24 protein-coding genes are annotated in these 24,493 nt (G+C 71.4%); 15 read left to right on the top strand and 9 right to left on the bottom strand.

Annotation, left to right across the window (positions count from 1 at the left end; all coding sequences use genetic code 11):
- Positions 1-22: 22 nt before the first annotated feature.
- Positions 23-901: a TIM barrel protein gene (locus BLV96_RS34625; RefSeq protein ID WP_086673737.1), complete on the bottom strand. Its 879-nt coding sequence runs from the start codon at positions 899-901 to the stop codon at positions 23-25.
- Positions 902-1,013: 112 nt separating this feature from the next.
- Here BLV96_RS34625 and BLV96_RS34620 point away from each other — a divergent pair, with 112 nt between their 5' ends.
- Genes BLV96_RS34620 through BLV96_RS34610 form a run of 3 tightly spaced genes read left to right on the top strand, consistent with a single transcriptional unit; the run spans position 1,014 to position 3,501 of the window.
- Complete coding sequence (locus BLV96_RS34620) at positions 1,014-2,033, top strand: LacI family DNA-binding transcriptional regulator (protein ID WP_086673739.1); 1,020 nt, start codon at positions 1,014-1,016, stop codon at positions 2,031-2,033.
- A complete protein-coding gene (locus BLV96_RS34615) occupies positions 2,030-3,028 on the top strand; it encodes a Gfo/Idh/MocA family protein (RefSeq protein WP_208608399.1) in 999 nt (332 codons plus the stop codon). Before BLV96_RS34620 ends, BLV96_RS34615 begins: the two co-directional genes overlap by 4 nt.
- Complete coding sequence (locus BLV96_RS34610; protein WP_208608398.1) at positions 2,971-3,501, top strand: GNAT family N-acetyltransferase; 531 nt, start codon at positions 2,971-2,973, stop codon at positions 3,499-3,501. Before BLV96_RS34615 ends, BLV96_RS34610 begins: the two co-directional genes overlap by 58 nt.
- Here BLV96_RS34610 and BLV96_RS34605 read toward each other — a convergent pair.
- Positions 3,491-3,823: an ester cyclase gene (locus tag BLV96_RS34605; protein WP_086673740.1), complete on the bottom strand. Its 333-nt coding sequence runs from the start codon at positions 3,821-3,823 to the stop codon at positions 3,491-3,493. The two genes, BLV96_RS34610 and BLV96_RS34605, sit on opposite strands and share 11 nt — an antisense overlap.
- Before the next feature lie 60 nt (positions 3,824-3,883).
- On the opposite strand from BLV96_RS34605, the gene BLV96_RS34600 reads away from it, so the two are divergent.
- Positions 3,884-4,708, top strand: a complete 825-nt coding sequence (locus BLV96_RS34600) for a LysR family transcriptional regulator (RefSeq protein ID WP_086673742.1) — start codon at positions 3,884-3,886, stop codon at positions 4,706-4,708.
- On the opposite strand, the gene BLV96_RS34595 is transcribed toward BLV96_RS34600, so the two are convergent.
- On the bottom strand, positions 4,664-4,987 hold the full coding sequence (locus tag BLV96_RS34595; protein WP_091389963.1) for a hypothetical protein: 324 nt from the start codon (positions 4,985-4,987) through the stop codon (positions 4,664-4,666). The two genes, BLV96_RS34600 and BLV96_RS34595, sit on opposite strands and share 45 nt — an antisense overlap.
- Positions 4,988-5,021: 34 nt before the next feature.
- A complete protein-coding gene (asnB, locus tag BLV96_RS34590) occupies positions 5,022-6,863 on the bottom strand; it encodes an asparagine synthase (glutamine-hydrolyzing) (protein WP_086673746.1) in 1,842 nt (613 codons plus the stop codon).
- A gap of 402 nt (positions 6,864-7,265) precedes the next feature.
- On the opposite strand from asnB, the gene kdpF reads away from it, so the two are divergent.
- From kdpF to BLV96_RS34550, 8 genes are read left to right on the top strand one after another with little or no spacing between them, the layout of a single operon-like run.
- A complete protein-coding gene (gene kdpF, locus BLV96_RS34585; RefSeq protein WP_091389961.1) occupies positions 7,266-7,367 on the top strand; it encodes a K(+)-transporting ATPase subunit F in 102 nt (33 codons plus the stop codon).
- The gene (gene kdpA / locus BLV96_RS34580; RefSeq protein WP_091389959.1) at positions 7,367-9,028 is read left to right on the top strand and encodes a potassium-transporting ATPase subunit KdpA; all 1,662 of its coding nucleotides are present in this window, start codon (positions 7,367-7,369) and stop codon (positions 9,026-9,028) included. Before kdpF ends, kdpA begins: the two co-directional genes overlap by 1 nt.
- On the top strand, positions 9,025-11,025 hold the full coding sequence (gene kdpB / locus BLV96_RS34575; RefSeq protein WP_091389956.1) for a potassium-transporting ATPase subunit KdpB: 2,001 nt from the start codon (positions 9,025-9,027) through the stop codon (positions 11,023-11,025). The genes kdpA and kdpB overlap by 4 nt, the downstream gene beginning before the upstream one ends.
- Before the next feature lie 5 nt (positions 11,026-11,030).
- Complete coding sequence (locus tag BLV96_RS34570) at positions 11,031-11,621, top strand: potassium-transporting ATPase subunit C (protein WP_091389986.1); 591 nt, start codon at positions 11,031-11,033, stop codon at positions 11,619-11,621.
- 4 nt (positions 11,622-11,625) lie between these two features.
- Complete coding sequence (locus tag BLV96_RS34565; protein WP_091389953.1) at positions 11,626-14,154, top strand: sensor histidine kinase; 2,529 nt, start codon at positions 11,626-11,628, stop codon at positions 14,152-14,154.
- A complete protein-coding gene (locus BLV96_RS34560) occupies positions 14,151-14,849 on the top strand; it encodes a response regulator (protein ID WP_091389950.1) in 699 nt (232 codons plus the stop codon). The genes BLV96_RS34565 and BLV96_RS34560 overlap by 4 nt, the downstream gene beginning before the upstream one ends.
- Before the next feature lie 22 nt (positions 14,850-14,871).
- Positions 14,872-15,099 (top strand): hypothetical protein, encoded by a 228-nt coding sequence (locus tag BLV96_RS34555; protein WP_091389948.1) that lies wholly within the window; start codon positions 14,872-14,874, stop codon positions 15,097-15,099.
- Positions 15,100-15,291, top strand: coding sequence for a hypothetical protein (locus BLV96_RS34550; protein ID WP_091389946.1), 192 nt, complete (start codon positions 15,100-15,102; stop codon positions 15,289-15,291).
- Here the strand turns inward: BLV96_RS34550 and BLV96_RS34545 are convergent.
- A complete protein-coding gene (locus tag BLV96_RS34545) occupies positions 15,288-16,427 on the bottom strand; it encodes an acyl-CoA dehydrogenase family protein (RefSeq protein ID WP_091389944.1) in 1,140 nt (379 codons plus the stop codon). The two genes, BLV96_RS34550 and BLV96_RS34545, sit on opposite strands and share 4 nt — an antisense overlap.
- A 65-nt stretch (positions 16,428-16,492) precedes the next feature.
- Between BLV96_RS34545 and BLV96_RS34540 the strand changes: the two genes are divergently transcribed.
- Positions 16,493-17,134 (top strand): TetR/AcrR family transcriptional regulator, encoded by a 642-nt coding sequence (locus BLV96_RS34540; protein ID WP_091389942.1) that lies wholly within the window; start codon positions 16,493-16,495, stop codon positions 17,132-17,134.
- Positions 17,135-17,241: 107 nt separating this feature from the next.
- On the opposite strand, the gene BLV96_RS50040 is transcribed toward BLV96_RS34540, so the two are convergent.
- Positions 17,242-17,859 (bottom strand): hypothetical protein, encoded by a 618-nt coding sequence (locus BLV96_RS50040; protein ID WP_167379833.1) that lies wholly within the window; start codon positions 17,857-17,859, stop codon positions 17,242-17,244.
- 187 nt (positions 17,860-18,046) lie between these two features.
- Between BLV96_RS50040 and BLV96_RS34530 the strand changes: the two genes are divergently transcribed.
- Together BLV96_RS34530 and smc are read left to right on the top strand one after the other, a co-directional pair.
- A complete protein-coding gene (locus BLV96_RS34530) occupies positions 18,047-18,334 on the top strand; it encodes an acylphosphatase (RefSeq protein ID WP_086679970.1) in 288 nt (95 codons plus the stop codon).
- A 101-nt stretch (positions 18,335-18,435) separates the two neighbouring features.
- Entirely contained in the window at positions 18,436-22,038 is a 3,603-nt protein-coding gene (gene smc, locus BLV96_RS34525; protein ID WP_086679968.1) for a chromosome segregation protein SMC, read from the top strand.
- Between the two features lie 6 nt (positions 22,039-22,044).
- Here smc and BLV96_RS34520 read toward each other — a convergent pair whose 3' ends face one another.
- The 3 genes from BLV96_RS34520 to BLV96_RS34510 form a co-directional block, all read right to left on the bottom strand.
- Entirely contained in the window at positions 22,045-22,269 is a 225-nt protein-coding gene (locus tag BLV96_RS34520; protein ID WP_086679966.1) for a hypothetical protein, read from the bottom strand.
- 56 nt (positions 22,270-22,325) lie between these two features.
- Positions 22,326-22,826, bottom strand: a complete 501-nt coding sequence (locus BLV96_RS34515; protein WP_086679974.1) for a DUF3455 domain-containing protein — start codon at positions 22,824-22,826, stop codon at positions 22,326-22,328.
- A gap of 86 nt (positions 22,827-22,912) precedes the next feature.
- The gene (locus BLV96_RS34510; RefSeq protein ID WP_086679964.1) at positions 22,913-24,481 is read right to left on the bottom strand and encodes a sodium:solute symporter; all 1,569 of its coding nucleotides are present in this window, start codon (positions 24,479-24,481) and stop codon (positions 22,913-22,915) included.
- Positions 24,482-24,493: the final 12 nt, after the last annotated feature.

The following is a 24,493-nucleotide window of genomic DNA, read 5'->3' as shown; positions in this document are numbered from 1 at the left end:
GTCACTCCTTCGGGACCAGGGATCAGTGGGAGTCGATGATCTTCGCGAGGTGGGCCAGGCTGCGCTCGGTGTCCCGCCGGGGCAGGTCGTCGGGGCTCTCCGCGCCGAGTGCGGTGTCCTGTTCGAGGACATACCAGCCGTCGTAACCCGCCGCCTGGACGGAGCGCACCATCGCCGCCACGTCCACGTCGCCCTCGCCGAGCGGGGTGTAGATGCCCCGCCCGACCGCGTCGGTGTAGCCGAGCCGGCCCGCGCGGACCTCGGCCGCCAGGTCTTCTCGGACGTCCTTCAGATGCACGTGCCCCACCCGTTCGGGATACCGCTGCGCCAGCTCGACCGGATCCGTCCCGCCGATCATCAGGTGCCCGGTGTCGAGGCACAAGCCGAGATCGGAGTCGGCGAGGAACCGCTCGACCTCGGCCCGCTGCTCCACGTGCGTCCCGACGTGCGGGTGCAGCACGGTGCGCAGGCCGTGGGCGGCGGCGATGCCGCGGATCTTGCCGGCCGTGTCGACGAGCGTCGCCCATTCGGCGTCGGTGAGCTTCGGGCGGTCGTCGTAGCCGTCGAGGCCGGTCGCGGCGGCGAGCACGAGGACGTCACCCCCGCACGCGGCGAACAGCGCGGCCGACTCTTCGGCTTCCTTGAGCGCGTTGTCCTGGTTTTCGTGGAGGACGACGGCGAGGAAGCCGCCGACGAGCGTCAGACCGTACTGCCCGAGCAGCTCCCGCAGCGCGGCCGGGTCGCGCGGGAGGTACCCGGGCGGGCCCAGCTCCGTCGCCTGGACGCCGAGGGCCGCCATCTCGCCGAGGACGGTTGCCGCGTCCAGCACCCGGCCCCAGCCCGGGACTTCGCAGACGCCCCAGGAGATCGGGGCGGCGGCCACGCGGATCGTCGCTGTCACAAGGGGCCTCCGTTGGTCCGTTGGAGCGCTCTATTGATTAGAGCGCTCTAATCTTGTAGCGTCCGTCACAGCAAGTCAAGGCCGAGTTTCCGGTGATCAGGGGAGGTGCCGCATGCGTCCGACGATGGAGGACGTCGCCGCGCGGGCGGGAGTTTCCCGCGCGCTGGTCTCCCTGGTGATGAGGAATTCACCGAAGGTTTCCGACGCGCGGCGCGCGGCGGTCCTGCGCGCGGCCGAGGAGCTCGGCTACCAGCCGCACGTGATGGCGCGGTCGCTGGCCAGCCGGACGTCCACGGTGCTCGGCGTGATGGTGAACGACCTGCGCAACGCGTTCTTCGCCGACGTCGTCGAGGGGCTGGACGCCGCCGCGCAGGCCGCGGGCTTCGACCTCATCCTCAACACCGGCGGCCGCAGCCCCGCGCGCGAGTGGAACGCCCTGCACAACCTGCTTTCCTTCCGCCCGGCGGGGATCATCCTGCTGTCGCCGGTCGTGCCGGCGGCGTCGATCCAGCTCGCGGCCAAGCAGTGCCCGGTCGTGCTGGTCTCGCGGACGAGCCGCTCGTCCACAGTGGACACGGTGAACGACGACGGCGAGGCGGGCTCCGCGCTGGCCGTCGACCACCTGGTCGGGCTCGGGCACCGGCGCATCGCACACCTCGACGGCGGCGGAGCGGCGGGCGCGGCCCAGCGCCGCCGCGGGTTCCAGGAGGCGATGCGGCGCCACGGCCTGGACCCGGTCGTCGTGCGCAGCGAGCACACCGACACGGCGGGCGAGAAGTCCGTGCGGGAGCTGCTGGCGACGTACTCGCGGGCGGAGCTGCCGACGGGGTTGGTGGCGGGCAACGACTTCAACGCGGTGGGGGCCATTTCGGCGTTGGAGGAGGCCGGGCTTCGGGTGCCGGAGGACGTGTCGGTGGTGGGCTACGACAACACGTCGTTGGCCGCGCTGCGGCACCTTTCACTGACCACAGTGGACCAGCCGCGCACCGAGATGGGCCGCCTGGCCTTCGAAGCGCTGGCCGAACGCATCCGCGGGGAGCGCACGGAGCCGGTCCGGCACCTGCTGCACCCGTCCTTGGTGGTCCGGGCGACCACCGCGGAGATTTCCGAATCAGGAGGAGCTTCACGATGAGGTTGGGACTGGCGGGCACCGGCCGGATCGGCACCGCGCACGCGGAAACGCTGAAGGGCTTCGAGGAGGTCGAGTCGGTCGTGGTGGCCGACGTCGACCCGGCACGGGCCGCCGCGGCCGCCGCGAAGCTGGGGGTGGAGACGAGCTCCCTCGACGAGCTGTTCACCGCGGGGCTGGACGGCCTGGTCGTCACGGCGGCGACGGACGCGCACCCCGGCCTGCTCATCGCGGCCGTCGACGCGGGCCTCCCGGTGTTCTGCGAAAAGCCGGTGGCCGCGGACATCCCGGGCACCCTGGCGGTGATCGACCGCATCAGCGCGTCGGACGTCCCGGTCCAGATCGGCTTCCAGCGCCGGTTCGACGCGGGCTACGCGGCGGCCCGCGCGGCGGTCGGGTCGGGCGAGCTGGGCTGGCTGCACACTCTGCGCGCGACGACGTTCGACCCGGCACCCCCGCCGGCGGAGTACGTCGCCCACTCGGGTGGGCTGTTCCGCGACTGCGGCGTCCACGACTTCGACATCGTCCGCTGGGTGAGCGGCCGCGAGGTCGAGGAGGTGTACGCGATCGGCGCGAACCGCGGCGAGGCGTTCTTCGCGGAAGCGGGCGACGTCGACACGGCGGCGGCCACGCTGACCTTGGACGACGGAACGTTGGCGACGGTGTCGTTGACCCGCTACAACGGCGCGGGCTACGACGTGCGCTTGGACGTGCTCGGGTCGGTTTCGGGCGTGGTGGTCGGCTTGGACGACCGGGCGCCGTTGCGCTCGGTGGAGCCGGGAGTGGCCCCGCTGCCGGGGCCGGCGTACCCGGGGTTCATGGAGAGGTTCCGCCCGGCGTACACGACGGAGCTGAAGGCGTTCCTGGACGTGGTCGCGCGCCGGGCGCCATCGCCGTGCGGGGCGGCGGACGCGTTGGAGGCGTTCTACATCGCCGAGGCGTGCGAGGTGTCGCGCCGGGAACGGCGCCCGGTTCGCCTTGCGGAGGTCCGGCGCTGATCACGCTGGTTCCGCTCGACGAGCCCGCGCTGGCCCGGCTGCTCGACGCGGCCGTGGCCGGCGCGGACCCCCTCGAAGTGATGCCGCCGGTGACCGGGCCGCCGGGGTGGACGGCGGCCCGGCGGGCGGCGTTCCTGGCGTTCCACCGCGGCCGGTCCCTGGATCCGTCGACCGCGGTCGAACGCACGTGGGTGGTCGACGTGGACAGCGCGGCCGTGGGCGCGGCCCGGCTGGAGCGCCACGGCGACGCGGTGGAGGCGGGCCTCTGGCTGAGCCGTGCCGCCCGCGGCCGGGGCGTCGGGCGCGAGGTGACGAGGTTGCTGCTGGCCGAAGCCCGCACGTCCGATGCGGCGAGGTTCATCGCTTCGACGACCCCGGACAACCACGGCGCCCGATCGTTGCTGGCCGGCCTCGGCGCGGTGCTCACCACCGAGGGCGACGAGGTCGCCGCGGTGCTGCGGCTCAGGCCGTGACGCGCCAGTGCTCGACGATCCGGCCGTCCCGGAGGCGCTCGATCTGCATCTGCCGGGCCGGTTCCGGACCGAAGCCGTGGACCAGCAGGTGCGCGGCCACGAAATCGCCGTCCGCCAGCAAATGGACCTCCTCGAACCGCAGACCCGGCGCCTGCCGCCGCAGGTCCACGACGATCGGCTTCAATCCCGCCGGCCCGGGCGGCAGGTCCGGCAGGCTCGGGCTGTGGTTGACGTACCCGGGGTCGATCAGCTCGTCGAACGCGGCGAGGTCACCGCGGTTGAAGGCGTCCAGGTAGCGGCGGACGACGTCGATGTTGGTCATGCCGACCAGGCAACCAGCGGCCCGGCCCGGACGGAAATACGCCACTTATGCTGAACCCGTATGAATGGGTTCGAGGCTTTCGTCGCGGTCGCCGAGGAGCTGCACTTCGGCCGGGCCGCCGAGCGGCTGGGGGTCACCCAGCCGACGCTGTCGCGCGCGGTCGGCGGGCTCGAACGCGCCCTCGGCGTGACGCTCTTCGACCGCACCACCCGCCGCGTCGCCCTCACTCCCGAAGGCGAGGCGATGCTGCCGGACGCCCGCACCGCCGTCGACGCCACCCGGGCCGCGCGGCGGCGGGTCCGGCGGGCGGGGTCGCTGGTCGTGGTGTCCAAACCGGACGGTGACGGTGGCCTCCTACCGGGCATCCTGGCGTCTCTCGAAGAGCCGGCGGAGCTGTGTTTCGCGACCAGGGGCGACGAAGCCGCGAACATGCTCCGCGACGGCCGGGGTGATGTCGCGTTGGTGACCGCGCCCTTCGACCGCACCGGGCTGGACGTCGAGCAGGTCCGAGCCGAGCCGCGGGTGGTCGCCCAGCCGAGGGATTGGGCAGTGACGACGCTGGCCGAGGCCCTCGCTCTCCCCGCGGTCACCTGGCCCGGTGTCGACGAACGCCTCGACGCCCACTACCGCGCGAGGGACAGCGCCGATGCGCCGTCGGCGAAGCTCGGGCCGCCGGCGAAAGACCTGGCGGAGGCACTGCGGCTGGTGGAACTCGGCCAGGCGGTGACGTTCCTGCCGGAGTCGGTCGCCCGGAGGTACCCGCGTGACGGCATCGCATACCGCCGGATCGAGGGCCTCGGCGACGCCCGGCTGCAGGTCGCGTGGCCGGAGACGTCCCGCTCACCGCGGGTGGCGGAGTTCGTGCGCGCGGCGCTCGGCCAGTAGCGGCAGGATCTCCGTCCGCACGTACTCCAGCGCGTCCCGCGAAGGCAGGATGTGCGGCCCCTGCACCCACACGACCCCGTGCCGGACAGCCGCGGCCGTCACGCGCTCGCGCGACGCTCCCACCACCCCCGCGCCCAGCACCAGCGCGTCCACCACCCCGAGCCGGGACAGCACCGCTTCCTCCGAAGCGACGCCGTCCGCGGCGAGACCCGCCGCGGACAGCGCCGCCGTCACCCTCGAGACCGTGGCCGGGTTGCGGCCGAACAGCAGCACCTTCATGCCGCCCAGGCTCACACCTCAAGGGCACTCGAAGTCAAGACAGTTCGAGCGTGGGGGAGTACATCTCGATCCAGTGGTAGAAGTCGAGCACCCGGTCCAGGCCGATGCGCATGGCCGGGTCCATGGTCGCCGAGTCCACTTCGGACGCTCGGTGCGCCCACGCGCGGTCCACCAGGCCGAACACCGGGTGGCCCGGGTCGGCCAGGACCTCCTTGACCTGCTGCTGCAGCGCCGCCGCGTAGCCCGGGTCCTGCGTCGACGGGTACGGGCTCTTCACCCGCTGGGCCACCGACTCCGGCAGCACGTGCTTGGTGGCGTGCCGCAGGAGGCTCTTCTCGCGGCCGTCGAACGTCTTCAGCGACCACGGCGTGTTGTACACGTACTCGACCAGCCGGTGGTCGCAGAACGGGACGCGGACCTCCAGGCCCACCGCCATCGACGCGCGGTCCTTGCGGTCGAGCAGCATCCGCACGAACCGGGTCAGGTGGAGGTTGCAGATCGTCCGCATGCGCGCCTCGAGAGCGGACTCGCCGTCGAGGTGCTCGACCGCGGAAACGGCCGACGAGTACTGATCGGCGACGTAGGACTCGACGTCGAGCTTCTTGACCAGCTCCGGCGTGTAGAGCGACGACCGCTCGTCCATCATCGACGTGCGGAACGCCAGCCACGGGAACGTGTCCGCGTTGACGGCCTTCTCGTCGTGGAACCAGCGGTAGCCGCCGAACACCTCGTCGGCCGACTCGCCTGACAGGGCCACCGTCGACTGGCCGCGGATCGCCTTGAACAGCAGGTACAGCGACGTGTCCATGTCGCCGAGGCCGGCCGGGATGTCGCGGGCCCGCAGCACCGCGCGCCGGACCTCGGGGTCGGTCAGGTCGCCCGGGTTGAGCATGACGTCCTCGTGCGCCGAGTTCACCAGCTGGGCGACGTCCCGCACGAACGGCGAGTCCGCCGTGTCGCGCATCTCGTCCGGCTTGAAGTTCTCCTCCTGGCCGAAGAAGTCGACCGAGAACGTCCGCAGCTGCTCGCCCTGCTCGGCCAGCCGCGCGGCCGCGAGCCCGGTGACGGCGCTCGAGTCGAGCCCGCCGGAGAGCAGCACGCAGCGCGGGACGTCGGCGACGAGCTGGCGGTTGACGATGTCGGTCATCAGCTCGCGCACGCGGGCGACCGTCGTCTCCTGGTCGTCGGTGTGCTTCTTCGCGTCCAGCTTCCAGTACGTGCGGGTCTTGATGCCGTCGCGGGTCACCGAGACGATCGTGCCCGGCTGGACCTCTTCCATGTCCTTCCACAGCGACCAGCCCGGCCGCTTGGTGAAGCCGGCCAGCTCGCGGAAGCCGTCGAGGTCGACGACCTTCTTGGCGAGGGGGTTCGCCAGGATGGCCTTCGGCTCGGAGCCGAACAGGACGCCGTCGCGGGTCGGGTAGTAGTAGAACGGCTTGATGCCCATCCGGTCGCGGATCATGACGAGCCGGTCGTCGCGCTCGTCCCAGATCGCGAAGGCGTACATGCCGTTGAGGTGGTCGACGACCTCGTCGCCCCACTGCAGGTAGCCGTGCAGCACGACCTCGGTGTCGCTGTCGGTCTCCCACTTGTGGCCGAGCTTGGTCAGCTCTTCCTTCAGCTCGGTGAAGTTGTAGGCCTCACCGCTGTAGACCATCGCGACGTCGCCGTTCGGCGTGTGCACCGACATCGGCTGCCGGCCGCCGGGCAGGTCGATGATGGCCAGCCGCCGGTGGCCGAGCGCGACGTGCTGACGCACCCAGGTGCCCTCGTCGTCCGGGCCGCGGCAGGACATGGTCGCGGTCATCGCGTCCACCACGTCCGGGCGGCGGGTGAGGTCGGCGTCGTAGGAAACCCAGCCGGCGATACCGCACATAGGTGATCCCCTCTCCCAAGATTTGCTTAGCCGATACAACTATCGGTAACACAGGTGTAACACGGGCTGTAGATCTTGTCTGCCCGAATTGCACGTTCCGCACCTGTTCGGTCACCCGTTGTGTCGCGAGTCACTAACCAACTGCATACAGTGATTAATCGGCAAACGTTTGCGTGACCGCCGCCACCCGCCATAAAGACGGCGTAAATGCGTGTCAGGAACGCATCAAGGCGCCATCAGCCGCAGGTCGCGGCGGGGTCCCGCCGCCGCACAGTGAGCGTGTCCGGTCACCGAACCCGGTGACCCGTCTTGAGAGGTGCCTGTGGCCGACTTGCTCTACGCCGTTCTCCTGATCGGCGTTTTCGTGGTGCTCGCACTGGCGCTGCGCGGGCTGGAGAAGCTGTGAGCGGCGCCGGAGCCGTGGCCAACGTCGTCGGCGGGCTGCTGGCGCTGGGCCTGCTCGTCTACCTCTTCGTCGCGCTGATCAAGCCGGAGAAATTCTGATGTCGGACACGACGGCCGGGCTCATCCAGCTCGGCCTCCTCCTCGCCGCCCTCGCCGCGGTCTACAAACCGCTCGGCGACTACTTGGCGCGCGTCTTCTCCACCGAGAAGCACACGAAGCTCGAAAAGGGCCTGTACAAGCTCTTCCGCGTCGACCCGGACTCCGAGCAGCGGTGGCCGACCTACGCCGCCGGCGTCCTCGGCTTCTCGTTCGTCTCGGTCGTCCTGCTCTACCTGCTGCAGCGCCTGCAGCCGCTGCTGCCGTGGAACCTCGGCCGCGGCGCCGTGAGCCCCGGCGTCGCCTTCAACACGGCGATCTCGTTCGTCACCAACACGAACTGGCAGTCCTACGTCCCCGAGACGACGATGGGCCACTTCGTGCAGATGGCCGGGCTGACCGTGCAGAACTTCCTGTCCGCCGGCGTCGGCCTGGCCGTGGCGATCGCGGTGACGCGCGGGTTCGTCCGCGCGAAGACCGACCGGCTCGGCAACTTCTGGGTGGACCTGACGCGCGGCACGGTCCGCGTGCTGCTGCCGATGGCGTTCGTCTTCGCGCTCGTGCTCGTCGCGCTCGGCGTCGTGCAGAGCCTCAAGGCCGGCGTCGCCGTGACGAACCCGGACGGCAGCCACAGCACCCTCGCCCTCGCCCCCGCGGCGAGCCAGGAGGCGATCAAGGAACTGGGGACCAACGGCGGCGGCATCCTCAACGCCAACTCCGCGCACCCGTTCGAGAACCCCAGCGCGTGGAGCAACCTGGTCGAGCTGTTCCTGATCCTGGTGATCCCGGTCAGCCTGACGCGCGCGTTCGGCAAGCTCGTCGGCAAGCCGAAGCAGGGGTACGTCCTGCTCGGCGTGATGAGCCTGCTGTGGGCGGCCTCGCTGGCGATCATCTGGTTGTCCGAAGCCACCGCGAACAACCCGGCGGCGCTGGCCGCGGGCGCGAGCATGGAGGGCAAGGAACAGCGGTTCGGCATCGGGCTGACGTCGATCTTCGCCGACACCACCACCGGCACGTCCACGGGCGCGGTCAACGGCGCCCACGACAGTCTCTCGGGGCTCGGCGGTGGGGGACCGCTGCTGAACATGCTCTACGGCGAGATCTCGCCCGGCGGCGTCGGCACCGGCCTCTACGGCATCCTCGTCATGGCGATCATCGCGATGTTCCTGGCCGGCCTGATGGTCGGGCGCACCCCGGAGTACCTGGGCAAGAAGCTCGGCAAGCGCGAGGTCACCTGCGCAGCCATCGCCATGCTCGCGATGCCGACCGTGGTGCTCCTCGGTTCCGGGATCGCCCTGCTGCTGCCGGACACGGCGGGCGCGCTCGGCAACGGCGGCGCGCACGGCCTGTCCGAGATCCTCTACGGCTATGCGTCCACCGGCAACAACAACGGCAGCGCGTTCGGCGGCCTGACCGCGACGAACGACTGGTTCCAGTCCTCGTTCGGCGTCGCCATGGCGTTCGGCCGGTTCATCCCGATCGTCGCCGTGCTCTGCCTGGCCGGATCCCTGGCCGCGCAACGCAGGGTGCCGGAAACCGCCGGCACGCTGCCCACCACCGGGCCGCTGTTCGCCACCATGCTCACCGGCACGGTGGTGCTCGTCGCGGCCCTCACCTTCATCCCGGCGCTCGCGCTCGGGCCCATCGCGGAGGCACTCGCATGACCGTCGGCGCCGGGGTGTTCAGCCCCCGCCAGCTCTGGACGTCGCTGCCCGACGCGGTCCGGAAGCTCAACCCGAAGCACCAGCTCGGCAACCCCGTGATGTTCGTGGTGTGGGTGGGTTCCGCACTCACCACCGTTTTCGCGGTCACCGACCCGAGCGTGTTCACCATCCTGATCACGGTCTGGCTGTGGTTCACGGTCCTCTTCGCGAACCTCGCCGAAGCCGTCGCTGAAGGGCGCGGCAAGGCGCAGGCGGAATCGCTGCGGAAGTCGAAGAAGGAGACCGTCGCCCGCCGGCTCACCGGAACCGGCTCCGAAGAACAGGTGCCCGGCGTCGAGCTGAAGATCGGCGACCTGGTCGTCGTCGAGGCGGGCCAGGTGATCCCGGGCGACGGCGACGTCGTCGAGGGCATCGCGACTGTCGACGAGTCGGCCATCACCGGCGAGTCCGCCCCGGTCATCCGCGAGTCCGGCGGCGACCGCTGCGCGGTCACCGGCGGCACGACCGTGCTGAGCGACCGGATCGTCGTGAAGATCACGACCAAGCCGGGTGAGTCCTTCGTGGACCGCATGATCGCCTTGGTGGAAGGCGCTTCCCGGCAGAAGACGCCGAACGAGATCGCGCTGACCATCCTGCTCTCCACGCTCACGATCATCTTCCTGCTCGCCGTCGTCGCGCTGCAGCCGATGGCCCGCTACTCCGGCAGCGAACAGTCCGTGATCGTGCTGACCGCGCTGCTGGTCTGCCTGATCCCGACGACGATCGGCGCGCTGCTGAGCGCCATCGGCATCGCCGGGATGGACCGCCTGGTGCAGCGCAACGTCCTCGCGACGTCAGGTCGCGCGGTCGAGGCCGCGGGTGACGTCTCGACGTTGCTGCTCGACAAGACCGGCACGATCACCTTCGGCAACCGCCGCGCCACCGAGCTGATCCCGGTCGGATCGTCCACACCGGACGAACTCGCGCGCGCCGCCCGGCTGGCCAGCCTCGCCGACGAAACCCCCGAGGGCCGCAGCGTCGTCGAGCTGACGGCGGACCACGCGGCCCAGGACGAGCACGGGGAATTCGTCCCCTTCACCGCGCAGACCCGGATGAGCGGGCTCGACGTCGGCGACCGGCGGATCCGCAAGGGGGCGGCGAGTGCCGTCCGCGCGTGGGTGCGCGACAACGGCGGTGAGTTCCCCGACGAGACCGAGCGCGTGGTCGACGAGATCAGCGCCGACGGTGGCACACCGCTCGTCGTCGCCGAGGACACGGTGGTGCGCGGCGTGATCCGGCTGTCCGACGTCGTCAAGCCGGGCATGAAGGAACGCTTCGAAGAGCTACGCGCGATGGGCATCAAGACGGTGATGATCACCGGCGACAACCCGCTCACCGCCAAGGCCATCGCCGCGGACGCCGGCGTCGACGACTTCCTCGCCGAAGCCAAGCCCGAAGACAAGATGGCGCTCATCAAGCAGGAGCAGGAAGGCGGCCGGCTGGTCGCGATGACCGGCGACGGCACCAACGACGCCCCCGCGCTCGCGCAGGCCGACGTCGGCGTCGCCATGAACACCGGCACCTCGGCGGCCAAGGAAGCCGGGAACATGGTCGACCTCGACAGCGACCCCACGAAGCTGATCGAGATCGTCGAGATCGGCAAGCAGCTGCTGATCACGCGCGGCGCGCTGACCACGTTCAGCGTCGCCAACGACCTGGCCAAGTACTTCGCGATCCTGCCCGCGATGTTCACCGGGATCTACGCCCAGCTCGGCGGGCTGAACATCATGCACCTGGCCACGCCGAAGTCGGCGATCCTGTCGGCGGTCATCTTCAACGCGCTGATCATCGTCGTGCTCATCCCCCTGGCCCTGCGCGGCGTGCGGTACAAGCCGTCGTCGGCCTCGGCCCTGCTGCGCCGCAACCTGCTCGTCTACGGCCTCGGCGGGATCATCAGCCCCTTCCTCGGGATCTGGCTGATCGACCTCCTCGTCCGTCTCATCCCTGGAATCGGGTGACTTCCGTGAACACACTCGTCAAGCAGACCTGGGCGGGGCTGCGCGTCCTCGTCGTGCTGACCGTCCTGCTCGGGATCCTCTACCCCCTGGCCGTGTGGGCGTTCGCCCGCATCCCCGGCCTGGAGTCCAACGCCGAGGGGTCGGTCGTCACGCGGAACGGCCAGGCCGTCGGGTCGTCGCTCATCGGCGTCGACCCGGTGCCCGCCGACCCCGCGCACGACCCGTGGTTCCACACCCGGCCCTCGGCGGTCACCCCCGAGATGCCCTCCGGCGCGTCGAACAAGGGGCCGTACAACGAGGACCTCGTGAAGTCCATCCAGGAGCGGCGCGCCGCCATCGCCCAGCGCGAAGGCGTGTCACCCGGTCAGGTGCCGCCGGACGCCGTGACGGCGTCGGGTTCCGGCCTCGACCCGGCGATCAGCGTCGCCTACGCCGACCTTCAGGCACAGCGGGTCGCGCGGAACGCCGGCCTGCCGCTCGACCGGGTGAAGCAGCTGATCGAAGCGAACACCTCCGGTGCCGGGATCGGCGTCCCCGGGGTGAATGTGCTCCCGCTCAACTTGGCCGTGCAAGCCGCGGCCGGAGGGGCACACTGACACCGTGACCACGGAAAAGAAGCCGCGCCGAGGGGAGCTGAGGATCTACCTCGGCGCGGCGCCGGGCGTCGGCAAGACGTTCGCCATGCTCGGCGAAGCACGCCGGCGGCTGGACCGCGGCACCGACGTCGTCGTCGGCTTGGTCGAGACGCACGGCCGCGAGAAGACCGCGGTGCTGCTCGACGGCCTGGAGCTCGTCCCGCGACGCCACGCCGGCCACCGCGGCCGCGAGTTCGACGAGATGGACGTCGACGCGATCCTGGCCCGCGCGCCCGAGGTCGCCGTCGTCGACGAACTCGCCCACACGAACGTCCCCGGCTCGCGCCACCTCAAGCGCTGGCAGGACGTCGAGGAGCTCCTCGAAGCAGGCATCGACGTCCTCTCCACGGTCAACGTGCAGCACCTGCAGAGCCTCAACGACGTCGTCGAGCGGATCACCGGCGTCACGCAGCAGGAGACCGTGCCCGACGAGGTCGTCCGCCGCGCCGAACAGCTCGAGCTGGTCGACATCACCCCCGAGGCGCTGCGACGCCGGCTCGCGCACGGCAACGTCTACCCGGCCGAGCGGATCGACGCCGCCCTCGGCAACTACTTCCGCCCCGGCAACCTGACGGCGTTGCGCGAGCTGGCCTTGCTCTGGGTGGCCGACCAGGTCGACGTCGCCCTCCAGCGCTACCGCGCCGAGCAGCGGATCACCGACACGTGGGAGGCGCGCGAACGCGTCGTCGTCTCGATCACCGGCGGGCCGGAGAGCGAGACGCTCATCCGCCGCGCCAGCCGGATCGCCACCCGGGCCGGCGCCGAGCTGCAGGTGCTGCACATCCTGCGCGGCGACGGCCTGTCCGGCATCGGCCCGACCGCGATGGCCCGCTGCCGCACCCTGGCCGAAGAGGTCGGCGCGACCTTCCACACCGTCGTCGGCGACGACGTCCCGACCGCGCTGCTGGACTTCGCGCGTGGTGTCAACGCGACCCAGCTCGTCATCGGCACGTCGCGGCGCTCGCGCGTGGCGCGGCTGTTCGACGAGGGCATCGGCGCCGGGGTCGTGCGGCAGTCCGGGGCGATCGACGTCCACATGGTCACCCACGCCGAGGCGGGCGGGCGGCTGCGGGCGCGGCTCGGCGCCAGCCCGCTGGGGTTCTCGCGGCTGGTCTCGGGCTGGGTGCTCAGCGTCGTGCTGCCGGTGCTGGTCACCGTGGTCGGCTTCTTCATCCCGGCGGGGCTCGACTTCGCCACCGACGTCATCTCCTACGTGCTGGCCACGGTCGTCGTCGCGCTGGTCGGCGGCCTCGGCCCGGCGCTGGTCGCGGCCGTGCTCGGCGCCGGGCTGCTCAACTTCTTCTTCACGCCGCCGCTGTACACGCTGACCGTGCACACGCCGCAGAACCTGGTGACGCTGATCGCGATGGTCGTGGTCGCCGTGCTCGTCGCGCTGGTCGTCGACCAGGCGGCTCGCCGGGCCACGCAGGCCGCGCGGGCGCGGACGGAGGCGGCGCTGCTCGCCTCCTACGCCCGGACCGTGCTGACCCACACCGACCCGATCGAGCGGCTGCTGGAAAAGGTGCGGGAGAACTTTGCGCTGACGTCGGTGACGCTGCTGGAAAAGCAGGAAGGCGAGTGGCAGGCGGTGGCGTGCGCGGGGGAGCACCCGTGCGCGGATCCGGACGAGGCCGACGTCGACATCGCCGTCACCGCGGACGTCCACCTGACCCTGCGCGGCCGGACGCTGCCCGCGGCCGACCGGCGAGTGCTGGAAGCCGTGGCCGGGCAGGCGTTGCTCGCGTTGCGCCAGCAGCGGACGGCGGCCGCCGCGGCCCGCGCCGAGCGCAAGGCCGAGGCGACCGAGCTGCGCACGACGCTGCTTTCGGCCGTCGGCCATGACCTCCGGACGCCGCTGACGTCGATCAAGGCGTCGATCGGCAGCCTGCGCGCGCCCGATCTCCGGCTGTCCGAAGAGGACACCGCTGAGCTGATGGAGGCCATCGAGCTGTCGGCCGACCGGCTCGCCGGCCTGATCGACAACCTGCTCGATTCGTCTCGGCTGGCCACCGGCGCGGTGCAGCCGCACCTGCGTCCGGTCGGCTACGACGAGGTCGTCGCGCACGCGCTGTCCACTGTGGACAGCTCGGAGGACGTGCTGGTGGCCGTGGACGACCAGCTCCCGGCGGTGCTCGCCGACCCGGGGCTGCTGGAGCGGGTGGTGGCGAACGTCCTGGACAACGCCCTGCGCCACGGCGGGGGCCCGGTGTCCGCGCGGGCGTCGGCGCACTCCGGCCAGGTGGAGCTGCGGATCGTCGACCACGGCAAGGGCCTGCGCAAGGGGGCCGCGGACTCGGCGTTCGCGCCGTTCCAGCGCCTGGGCGGCGACCGCGACACGACCCCGGGCGTCGGGCTCGGGCTGTCGGTCGCGAAGGGGTTCACCGAGGCGATGGGCGGCACGATCCGCGCGGAGGACACCCCGGGCGGCGGGCTCACGATCGTGGTCTCGCTGCCCGCGTTCAGCGTCGAGTTCGAAGAAGAGGGGGTGCGATGAGCGACCCGGGGGCCACCGTGCTGGTGGTGGACGACGAGCCGCAGATCGTGCGGGCACTGCGGATCAACCTGAACGCCCGCGGCTACAAGGTGATCACCGCCCACGACGGCACGGCCGCGCTGAAGGCGGTGGCCGAGACCAAGCCGGATGTGGTGGTGCTGGACCTCGGCCTGCCGGACCTGGACGGCACGGAGGTGATCGCGGGCCTGCGCGGCTGGACGACGGTCCCGATCATCGTGCTGTCTGCCCGCGGCGACTCGGCGGACAAGGTCCAGGCCCTCGACGCGGGCGCGGACGACTACGTCACGAAGCCGTTCGGCATGGACGAGCTGCTGGCCCGCCTGCGCGCGGCGGTCCGCCGTTCGGCGGTGACCGGCACGGACGGCGCGGACGCGGTGGTGGAGACGGCGTCGTTCACGGTGGACCTGGCGGCGAAGAAGGTCCGCCGCCACGACGGCGTCGAGGTCCACCTGACGAAGACGGAGTGGGGCGTGCTGGAGCTGCTGGTCCGCAACCGCGGCCGGCTGGTGGCGCAGAAGCAGCTCCTGCACGAGGTGTGGGGACCGTCGTACGAGACGGAGTCCCACTACCTGCGGGTGTACCTGGCCCAGCTGCGGCGCAAGCTGGAGCCGGAGCCGTCGCGGCCCCGGCACCTGCTCACCGAACCGGGCATGGGCTACCGCTTCGAGGTCTGAGCGGCTGGGTACTCCACTCGGCATGGACGGGACGAAGACGTGGCTGCAGGGCGGTGAGCGCATCCCGCCGGTGATCGTGCTGACGCTGGCGGTGGGCGCGACGTTCGGCGCGTTCGGCTGGCTGTTCACGGCATTCGACGGCGGCGTGAGCGGGGTGACGTGGCTGCGCGTGGCGGCGGCAGGTGCGGGTGCCCTGCTGACCGTCTACCTGTGGGCGCTGTTCGCCCACCGCCTGCGCCGGCGTCGCTAGATGCCGGCGAAGGTGGCCTTGGGCTTGGCGGTCCTGTGGAGCGTGTTCACGGTCGCCACCCTGGTCCTCGCTCTCGGCTGGGAAGCGACCGGGTGGCGAGAAGCGCTTCGGTTCGGGTGGCCGGTGTTCGGGGTGGCAGCGGCCGCGTTCTACTGGGTGCGGTGCCTCCGAGCGCGCTGGAAGCGCGGCTAGAACCAGAAGGTCGGCTGGTCGATCCCGAACCGCAGCTTGGCGTACCTCTTCGACGCCGCCGCGGAGAAGTAGATGTGCTGGGACGCCGCGTGCAGGTCGCGGAAACACCGTTGCACCGGCTGGTCCGCGTGCAGCGCGCCCGCTCCGGCGAAGCCGAAGGCGATGTTCACCGCGCTCAGCGCCGCCCGCATCGCCTGCTGCGTCGACAGCAGGAACTGCCCCCGCTGGGCCGCGTCCGGCACGTCGCCCGCGCACGCCGTCTCCCACAGCGTGCCCAGCGCGTCGAACACGAACGCGCGGGCCGAGCGCAGCTCGCCCTCGGCCCTGGTCAAGGCCACCTGGACGTCGCCGTCCTCGGCGATCGGGCCCGGGCCCGGCGGGCGGAACTTGGCCGGGGCGAACCCGGTGAACTCGTCCAGCGCGCGCCGGGCGATGCCGAGCGGGACGCCCGCCATCAGCGTGCCGATGAACGTGAAGAACGGGAACCGCCACAGCGGCCCGTCGTGGCGCGCCGGGTTCGTGAACGGCGAGATCGTGTGCTCCTCGCGCACGACGGCGTCGATCTCGACGTCGTGGCTGCCGGTGCCGCGCAGGCCGCTGACGTCCCAGTTCTCGACCACCCGGACCTGGGTGGCCGGCACGGCGGCGAGCCGCCAGTCCCGCGGGTCGCCGCCGGCGAAGGCGCCGTTGAAGAACAGATCGGTGTGCGGGCTGCCGCTGCAGAACCCCCACCGGCCGGCGAACGCGAACTTGCCGGCGCCGTCCGGGGTGAGGCGGCCCATCGGCGCGAAGACGCCGCCGCCGATCGGGTCCGGCGTGCCGGCGACGAGCTCCGCGGCGACCGCGGGGTCGAGCCAGGCGAGGAACGCCGAGCCGTTGCCGATGGTGATCGTCCAGCCCGCGGACCCGTCGGCGCGAGACAGCTCCTCGACGACTTCGACGAGCTCGGCGGGCGGCAGCTCCCGCCCGCCGAGAGCGCGCGGTGTCGCCAGGCGGAAGAGCCCGGCTTCCCGCGCCTTCTCGACGAGGTCGCGCGGCAGCGTCTGCAGCCGTTCGGCTTCGACGGCCCGCGCGCTCAGCTCGGGTGCGAGCTCCCGCGCGGCGGTCACGGCGTCGGTGGTGGCTTGTCCCATCATGGTCAGCGCCCCCTCAGGGTGTCATGATAGATGGACGTCTATTTGATAGAGGAGTCTCTACCTAAATGACTGAGCCTGTCAAGCGCCGTTACGACACGTCGCGACGCCAGGAGCAGGCGCGCGAGAACCGCCGCCGGATCCTGGTGGCGGCGTTGGGGCTCTTCCGGGAGAAGGGGTACGCGGGCACGGCGATGCCCGAGGTGGCGAAGGCCGCGGGCGTCGCGGTGCAGACGGTCTACAAGGCCTTCGCGAACAAGGCGACGCTGCTCAAGGTGGTCTTCGACGTCACCGTCGCGGGCGACGACGAGGACGTCCCGATCGCCGGCCGCGACTTCATCGCGGCGATCCAGGCCGAGCCGGCCGCCGCCCGCAAGATCGCGATGTACTTCGAGCACCTCACGGCGATCGCGCCGGTCGTGTTCCCGGTCCAGCTGCTGGCCCGCGACGCGGCCGCGGCCGACCCGGCGGCCGCCGAGGTGTGGGCCCAGATGCGGGCGGAGATGCTGACGGCGATGACGTACTTTTCGGCCGACTTGCTGGCGACCGGGCAGGTCAAGCCGGGCTTGGCCGCCGACGACGTCCGGGACGTGCTGTGGACCTACCACGGGCCGGAGCAGTACGAGCTGCTGTGCCTGGAGCGCGGCTGGCCCCCGGAGCGCTACGGAAAGTTCCTGCGCGACGCGGTCATCGCGGCGATCCTGGCCTGACCCGGCTCAAGCGCCCCAATGTGGCCTTGGTTGCGTCTGACGCACCCAATGTGGCCTTCGGTGCGTCAGACGCACCGAAGGCCACATTGGGGCGCTTGGGACTCGGTTTACTGAGCGTGCGCGGTGCTTCCGCCCGTGGTCGGGGAGTCGGGCGTGCTCGGCGACGGCGAACCTGCGGTGCTGGTGCCGCCCCCGCCGGAGGTCGTCGAAGTCGGGGGCGTCGGGTCCTCCGACGTGGTCGGCGTCGTCGGTGTGGTGGTCTTGGTCGTCGGCGGCGGCTTCGGTGAAGAAGTCGTCACCGGGGGCGGGTTGCCCGTGTCGTCGCGTGGGGGTGGGGGCGGGTCGGCGTGGGTGACCACCGTGGTCGTGGTCTTGCCGTCCGGGCTGATCGACACCACCGTGCTCGGCGCGGTCGAGGACGTCGCCGACTCGCTCGACGTCGGCGCGCCGCCCACGGTCGACGGGCCGGCGGACGACGGGGTGTTCGGCACCGTCTGCAACCCGGCCTGCGAGGTTCCCTGGCCGCCGGTGCCACCGGTGCCGCCCGCGGTGCCGGCCGGGTCCGGGCCGGCGAGCTCGGCGACCGCGGCGAACGCGGTCGCGACCACCAGACCGGCCACCCCGAGCACGACGTACCCGGTGCGGTTCGGTTTGCTGCTCTTCGGCGGGGCGGTGTCGATCCTGGTCACGGGGGAGTTCGAGGCGGACCCGTCGGGGCGGGGCATTGCAGGCTCCTCGGGGGTTCGGGAGAGGCGCGGTCGAGGCCGGTGAATCGATTACTGCCTCCCCGGGCGGGGGAACCCGGGAGGACGACCTCGGCGGCGAGGTTATCACCGTCGGTGCCGCATTCGCCCAGGTAGTGGGCCTGCGCGATCACTGTGCGCAGTCGGAGTGTCCGGAAAGGATGAAAGCGTGAGTGAGGAACAAACGAACACGCGGTTGACGGCGTGGGTGCGCGGTCGCGTCCAGGGTGTCGGTTTTCGCTGGTGGACCCGCAGCCGTGCGCTCGAACTGGGGCTGGTCGGCAGTGCCCGCAACATGCCCGACGGGCGTGTCGAGGTCATAGCGGAGGGTGATCGAGACCACTGTGAGCGGTTGCTCGCCGCCCTGCGGTCCGGAGAATCACCCGGAAGTGTGGAGACCGTCGTCGAGCGCTGGTCCGACCCGAAAGGGGGACTCACCGGCTTCCTCGAGCGGTAGGCCGCGCCGATGAGGGGGCGCGTCCGGCGGCCCACCGGGGCCCCCGGGTAGCCTGGGACGATTGAATCGCCAGTACCGGCAGCCAGAGGGGTCAGCACCCAGTGCACCTGAAAAGCCTGACGCTCAAGGGCTTCAAGTCCTTCGCCTCGGCCACCACGCTGCGCTTCGAGCCGGGTATCACCTGCGTGGTCGGGCCGAACGGCTCGGGCAAGTCCAACGTGCTGGACGCCCTGCGCTGGGTCATGGGCACCCAGGGCGCCAAGGACCTGCGCGGCGGCAAGATGGAGGACGTCATCTTCGCCGGCACGGCGGGCCGCGCCCCGCTCGGCCGCGCCGAGGTCACCCTCACCATCGACAACGCCGACGGCGCGCTCCCGATCGAGTACGCCGAGGTGTCGATCACCCGCCGGATGTTCCGCGACGGCGCCAGCGAGTACGAGATCAACGGCGACCGCTGCCGCCTGATGGACGTCCAGGAGCTGCTCTCGGACTCCGGCATCGGCCGCGAGATGCACGTCATCGTCGGACAGGGCCAGCTCTCGGCGATCCTCGAATCCAAGCCCGAGGAGCGCCGCGCCTTCATCGAAGAGGCCGCCGGCGTCCTCAAGCACCGCAAGCGCAAGGAACAGACCCTGCGCAAGCTGGCCAACATGCAGGGCAACCTCGACCGCCTCGGCGACCTCACCACCGAGCTGCGCCGCCAGCTCAAGCCCCTGGGCAAGCAGGCCGAGATCGCCCGCAAGGCCCAGTCGGTGCAGTCCGAGCTGCGCGACTCCCGCCTGCGCCTGCTCGCCGACGACCTGGTCACCCAGCGGACCACCATCGAGCGCGACGAAGCCGACGAGCGCACCGCCCGCCAGCGCCGCGCCGAGGTCGAGCAGCACCTCGAGCTCGTCTCCGCCGAGGAAGCCGAGCTGGAGGCCTCGCTCGCCGAGGACGCTCCGATGCTGCAGACCGCGCAGGAGACCTGGTACAAGCTGTCCGCGCTGGCCGAACGCCTGCGCGGCACCGTCCGGCTCGCCATCGAGCGGCAGCGCCACCTCTCGGCCGACGTCTCGACGTCGACCGGCGGCCGCGACCCCGAGGAACTCCTCGAAGAGGCCGAGCGCGTCGCCGAGCAGGAGGAAGAGCTCAACGAGGCCGTCATGGAGGCCCGGGAGCTGCTCGCCCAGACCGTGCTGCGGCGCGAGGACCTCGAACAGCGCGTCCAGGCCGCCGAGCGCGCGCACTGGGCCGCCGTCCGCGCCATCGCCGACCGCCGCGAGGGCATGGCCAAGCTGACCGGCCAGGTCGAGGCGCTGCGCAGCAAGAACGGCGCCACCTCCGACGAGATCGACCGCCTCAGCGTCTCCCTCGAAGAAGCCGCCGAGCGCGCCGAGATCGCCGTCGAAGAGCTGGAGACGGCCAAGGCCGAGGGCGGCGTCGAGGAGTCCGACGACGCCGGGCTGATGGACCGCCACGACCGCGCGGTCGAGGCCAACAACGCGGCCAAGGCGCGCGTCGAAGAGCTGGTCAAGGCCGAACGCACGGCCGAGCGCGAGATCGCGTCGGAGAAGGCGCGTGTCGAAGCGCTGTCGATGGGCCTGCGGCGCAAGGACGGCGCGGGCGCGCTGCTCGGCGCGTCCCACGAGCTGCCGGGCCTGCTCGGCTCGGTCGCCGCGCTGCTCACCGTCGAGCCCGGGTACGAGGTCGCGCTGGCCGCGGCCCTCGGCCCGGTCGCCGACGCGGTCGCCGTCACCGGCGGCGAAGACGCCCTGCGCGCCCTGAAGTACTTGAAGGACACGGATTCCGGCCGCGCGGGCATCCTGCTCGGCGGGCCTGAGTCCACTGTGGACACCTACTCGTGGCCGTCGCTGCCGGAAGGCGCGCGCTGGGCCCGCGAGGTCGTCACGGCGCCCGCGCAGCTGCGGCCCGCCGTCGAGCAGGCCCTCGACAAGCTCGCCCTGGTCCGCGACCTCGACGCGGCCCGCCACCTGGTCGCGGTGCACCCGGACGTCCGCGCGGTCACCGCCGAGGGCGACGTGTTCGGCGCCCGCTGGGCGATCGGCGGCTCCGGCAAGCGCGAGAGCGTCATCGAGGTGCAAGCGGCCGTCGACGAGGCGGGGGACCGGCTCCGCACGGCCGAACGCTCGCTGGAGCGCTACGCGGCCGAGCTGGAAGGCGCCCGTGCCGAGCAGCAGGCACGTCGCGAAGAGGTGTCGCAGGCCAAGGACGCTCTCGGTGAGGCCAAGGTCCGCAAGGCCCGGTCCTCGGAGCGCCTCAACCGGCTGCAGCAGGCGGCCCGCCAGGCGCAGGCCGAGGTGGAACGCTTCGCCGGCCAGCGCGCGAAGGTCGAGCAGAGCCGCGAGCAGGCGCTGGCCCAGCTCGCCGAGCTGGAGGAACGCCTCGCCGCCGTCGCCGAGCAGCCCGTCGAGGACGACCCGGACACCGCCGAGCGCGACGCCGCCGTCGAGGAGCTGGCCGTCGTCCGGCAGGAGGAGATGGAAGCGCGGCTCGCGCAGCGCACCGCCGAAGAGCGGGCGCGCAGCATCGCCGGCAAGGCCGAAGGCCTCCGCCGCGCCGCGCACGCCGAGCAGCAGGCCCGCGAGCGCGCCGAGCGCGCCGCCACGGCCCGCAAGCGGGGCGCCGAGATCGCCAACGCCGTCGTCAACGGCGGCGAGCTGGCCCTCGACCGCATCGAGCACTCCGTCCAGCGCGCGGCCACCGAACGCGACCAGGTCCAGGCCCGCCGCCAGAGCCGCGAGCAGGCGCTGACCGGTGTCCGCGCCAAGGTCCGCGAGCTGACCGGCGAGCTGGAGAAGCTGACCGACGCCGTCCACCGTGACGAGGTCCTGCGCGCCGAGCAGCGGCTGCGGCTGGAGACCCTGGAAGCGAAGATCGCCGAGGACTTCGGCATCGGCCTCACCGACCTGGTCCAGGAGTACGGCCCGGACGTCCCGGTCCCGCCGAGCGCGGGCGAGATGGCCGAGTACGAGGCGGCCAAGGAGCGCGGCGAAGACGTCACCGCGCCGCCGCCCATGCCGTACGACCGCGACACGCAGGCCCGCCGCGCCAAGCGCGCCGAGAAGGACTTGTCGTTGCTGGGCAAGGTGAACCCCCTTGCCCTGGAGGAGTTCGCGGCGCTGGAGGAGCGGTACAAGTTCCTCTCCACGCAGCTGGAAGACCTCAAGGACACCCGCAAGGACCTCGAAGCCGTCATCAAGCAGGTCGACGAGAAGATCCTCGAGGTCTTCGCCGGCGCGTACGCCGACGTGGCGCGCGAGTTCGAGACGGTGTTCGGCGTGCTTTTCCCCGGCGGCGAGGGCCGGATGGTCCTCACCGAGCCGGACGACCTGCTGGCCACCGGCGTCGACGTCGAAGCGCGCCCGCCGGGCAAGAAGGTGAAGCGGCTGTCGCTGCTGTCGGGTGGCGAGAAGTCGCTGGTCGCGGTGGGCATGCTGGTCGCGATCTTCCGTGCCCGGCCCTCACCCTTCTACGTCATGGACGAGGTCGAGGCCGCCCTCGACGACACCAACATGCGCCGCCTGATCGGGCTGCTGGAGCAGCTGCGCGACTCCTCGCAGCTGATCATCATCACCCACCAGAAGCCGACCATGGAGATCGCCGACGCGCTCTACGGCGTGAGCATGCAGGGCGACGGCATCACCAAGGTGATCTCGCAGCGCCTGCGCACGGCCGAGGAAGAGCCGGTCCCGGTCAGCTGACCGAGGTCAGCGCATGTCGTCTTCGTGCGGCGCGCGCTCGTCCGGCTTCGCGCGGGCATCGAACGTGCCGAGGTCGTTGCCGACCCAGCGTCCGTCGTCGATCCGCGCCCGGCGGCCGTGCGGGGTGATGAAGCCGCGTTTCGCGCCGCGCTTGCGGTCCGACCGGTCCAGGACCAGGGCGATGACCAGCAACACGACGAGCACGCCGCCGATCCCGATGAAGAACCCCATGTGAGACCCCCTCTCCCGCTCCCAGGCTACGGGAGCGGGAGGGGTCGCACATCCGCTTATCCGGCGACCCAGAAGGCGTAGTCGGCCGAGTAGCGCACCGCGGTCTGCGCGCCGTCGGTGCAGGTCCCGGCCGGGGCGACGCCGCCGCGGGTGTTCAGCCGCTGGATGAAAGTGACCTTGCCGAAGATCCCGTCACCGGTGTTGAGGTTGGCCTTGAGCAGCAGCTCCGGGATCGCGCCGTCGCGCGGCGCGTTGGCCACCGCCGCCGCGCCGACCGTGCTGCCGTCCACAACGGACGTCCACACCGGACCCTTGCTGTGCAGGGCCACCGGCTTGCCGTGTCTGGTCAGCACCGCGGCGGGCTGGATCAGCGTCCACGCGCCGCTCGCGCACCCGTAGATCTGCACGCCTTCGGCGGGGTAGCTCGCGAGCGCCCGGTTGCCGGCCGGGACCTTGACCGCGTCCGGCACCTTCGCCCCCGCCGGGGTGGCCGAAGCCGTCGCCGCGCCGCCGACCAGCAGGGCACCGACCGCGAGCGCCACCGTCATCCGCTTCATGAAGTCCACCTTCGAAGTCCTCCCGCCGCTTCTCGGCGGGCTCCCGCAGACCGACACGGGCGCCCGCCGGAAACGGTTCAGAAGGATCAGGCGGCGGGGACTTCCGCTTCCGCTTCGCCGGCGGCTTCGGCTTCGGCCGCCTTCGGGTCCGGCGTCCGGTGCCGCAAGGCCAGCAACCCGCCCACGACCAGCGTGATCACCACGCCCAGCAGCGTGTACCAGGGGTAGGCGAGGGCCACGCGATCCCCGGCGGCCTTCGAGAAGTCGATCCCGATGAGCCCGCCGGTCTTCGCGCTGAACTTCACCCCGAGGATGACGAACGCCATCACCACGACCGTGGCGACGAACGCGATGATCGCGTCCACCTGCCGCGCCTTCTTGATCAGCAGGCCGAGCAGGAACGACCCGAGCAGCGCGCCGTAGGTGTAGCCGGTGATGGCGAGCCCCAGCTCGATGACCGAGTTCTTCGTGGTGGAGAACAGCGACGCGAAGAGCGCGAACACCACCGCCCAGATCAGTGTCCACATGCGACCGTGCCGCAGCAGCTTGGAATCCTCGGGCGCGCGCTTGGTGAAGCGCTGGTAGAGGTCGGCCACCGTGGACGTCGAAAGGGCGTTGAGCGCGGACGCGAGCGCCCCCATGGTGGACGCGAGCACGCCCGCGATGAGCAGCCCCGAGACGCCGACCGGCAGGTCGTCGATGATGAACCGCGAGAACACGTCGTCCGGGCTCTGCAGGCCGAGCTGCGCGACCGACTTGCGGCCGTTGAACACCCACAGCATCGCCCCGACCAGCAGGAACAGCGCGAACTGGATGGTGACGATGATGCCGCTGCCGATGAGCGCCTTCTGGCCGTCGCGCAGGCTGCGCGTGGCCATCAGCCGCTGCGCGATCAGCTGGTCGGCGCCGTGCGAGGCCATCGACAGCGCGGCGCCGCCGAGCACCGCCGTGACGAACGCGTACGGGCTGGTCAGCAGGTTCTTCGTGAAGTCGACGAGCATGAACTTGCCGTCGTCGGACGCCTGCGTCATCCAGTCGCCGGGCAGCTTGTTCAGCAGCACGATCGCGGCCACCGCGGCACCGCCAAGGTAGAGCGTCAGCTGGATGACGTCGACCCAGACGACCGCCTTGATCCCGCCGATGTAGGCGTAGATCAGCGTCAGCGCGGTCAGGATCACCACGATCACCCAGTAGTCCAGGTGGATGTTGTAGTGCCCGAGGATCACCTTGATCGGGATCGCGCCGGCGAACAGGCGGACACCTTCGGCGAGCAGCCGGGTGATCACGAACGTCACCGACGCCGTGCCCTGCAGGCCCGAGCCGAAGCGCTTGCCCAGGAACGCGTACGCGCTGACCAGGTTGCCCTTGAAGTACCGCGGCAGCAGCACGAACGCGGCGACCGTCCGGCCGATGATGTAGCCGAAGGCCAGCTGCAGGAACAGGAACGCGTTGCCGAAGACGAGGCCCGGCGTGCTGATCACGGTCAGCGTCGAGGTCTCCGTGGCCACCACGGACAGCATCACCGCGCCCCACGGCAGGCTGCGCTCGCCGACGAAGTAGTCGGCCGCCGACCGTTGCTTCCGGCCGACGAGCACGCCGATCAGCGGCATCGCCGCCAGGTAGACCACGATGATCGCGAGGTCAACACCGCGCATGGACTTCTCCTA

The sequence above is a fragment of the Amycolatopsis pretoriensis genome (assembly GCF_900107925.1).
Lineage (GTDB): Bacteria > Actinomycetota > Actinomycetes > Mycobacteriales > Pseudonocardiaceae > Amycolatopsis > Amycolatopsis pretoriensis.
Note: the sequence above shows the minus strand (reverse complement) of the source record. Positions and strands in the feature narration are given on the sequence as shown.

Bases quoted from the DNA above. Each gene is read 5' to 3' on its own strand.
- BLV96_RS34615 (WP_208608399.1), top strand. From the start codon at position 2,030: ATGAGGTTGGGACTGGCGGGCACCGGCCGGATCGGCACCGCGCACGCG.
- BLV96_RS34515 (WP_086679974.1), bottom strand. From the start codon at position 22,826: ATGAAGCGGATGACGGTGGCGCTCGCGGTCGGTGCCCTGCTGGTCGGC.
- BLV96_RS34520 (WP_086679966.1), bottom strand. From the start codon at position 22,269: ATGGGGTTCTTCATCGGGATCGGCGGCGTGCTCGTCGTGTTGCTGGTC.
- BLV96_RS34620 (WP_086673739.1), top strand. From the start codon at position 1,014: ATGCGTCCGACGATGGAGGACGTCGCCGCGCGGGCGGGAGTTTCCCGC.
- kdpB (WP_091389956.1), top strand. From the start codon at position 9,025: ATGACCGTCGGCGCCGGGGTGTTCAGCCCCCGCCAGCTCTGGACGTCG.
- BLV96_RS34545 (WP_091389944.1), bottom strand. From the start codon at position 16,427: ATGATGGGACAAGCCACCACCGACGCCGTGACCGCCGCGCGGGAGCTC.
- BLV96_RS34555 (WP_091389948.1), top strand. From the start codon at position 14,872: ATGGACGGGACGAAGACGTGGCTGCAGGGCGGTGAGCGCATCCCGCCG.
- BLV96_RS34510 (WP_086679964.1), bottom strand. From the start codon at position 24,481: ATGCGCGGTGTTGACCTCGCGATCATCGTGGTCTACCTGGCGGCGATG.
- BLV96_RS50040 (WP_167379833.1), bottom strand. From the start codon at position 17,859: ATGCCCCGCCCCGACGGGTCCGCCTCGAACTCCCCCGTGACCAGGATC.
- BLV96_RS34550 (WP_091389946.1), top strand. From the start codon at position 15,100: ATGCCGGCGAAGGTGGCCTTGGGCTTGGCGGTCCTGTGGAGCGTGTTC.
- BLV96_RS34605 (WP_086673740.1), bottom strand. From the start codon at position 3,823: ATGACCAACATCGACGTCGTCCGCCGCTACCTGGACGCCTTCAACCGC.
- BLV96_RS34595 (WP_091389963.1), bottom strand. From the start codon at position 4,987: ATGAAGGTGCTGCTGTTCGGCCGCAACCCGGCCACGGTCTCGAGGGTG.
- BLV96_RS34540 (WP_091389942.1), top strand. From the start codon at position 16,493: ATGACTGAGCCTGTCAAGCGCCGTTACGACACGTCGCGACGCCAGGAG.
- kdpA (WP_091389959.1), top strand. From the start codon at position 7,367: ATGTCGGACACGACGGCCGGGCTCATCCAGCTCGGCCTCCTCCTCGCC.
- asnB (WP_086673746.1), bottom strand. From the start codon at position 6,863: ATGTGCGGTATCGCCGGCTGGGTTTCCTACGACGCCGACCTCACCCGC.
- BLV96_RS34600 (WP_086673742.1), top strand. From the start codon at position 3,884: ATGAATGGGTTCGAGGCTTTCGTCGCGGTCGCCGAGGAGCTGCACTTC.
- BLV96_RS34560 (WP_091389950.1), top strand. From the start codon at position 14,151: ATGAGCGACCCGGGGGCCACCGTGCTGGTGGTGGACGACGAGCCGCAG.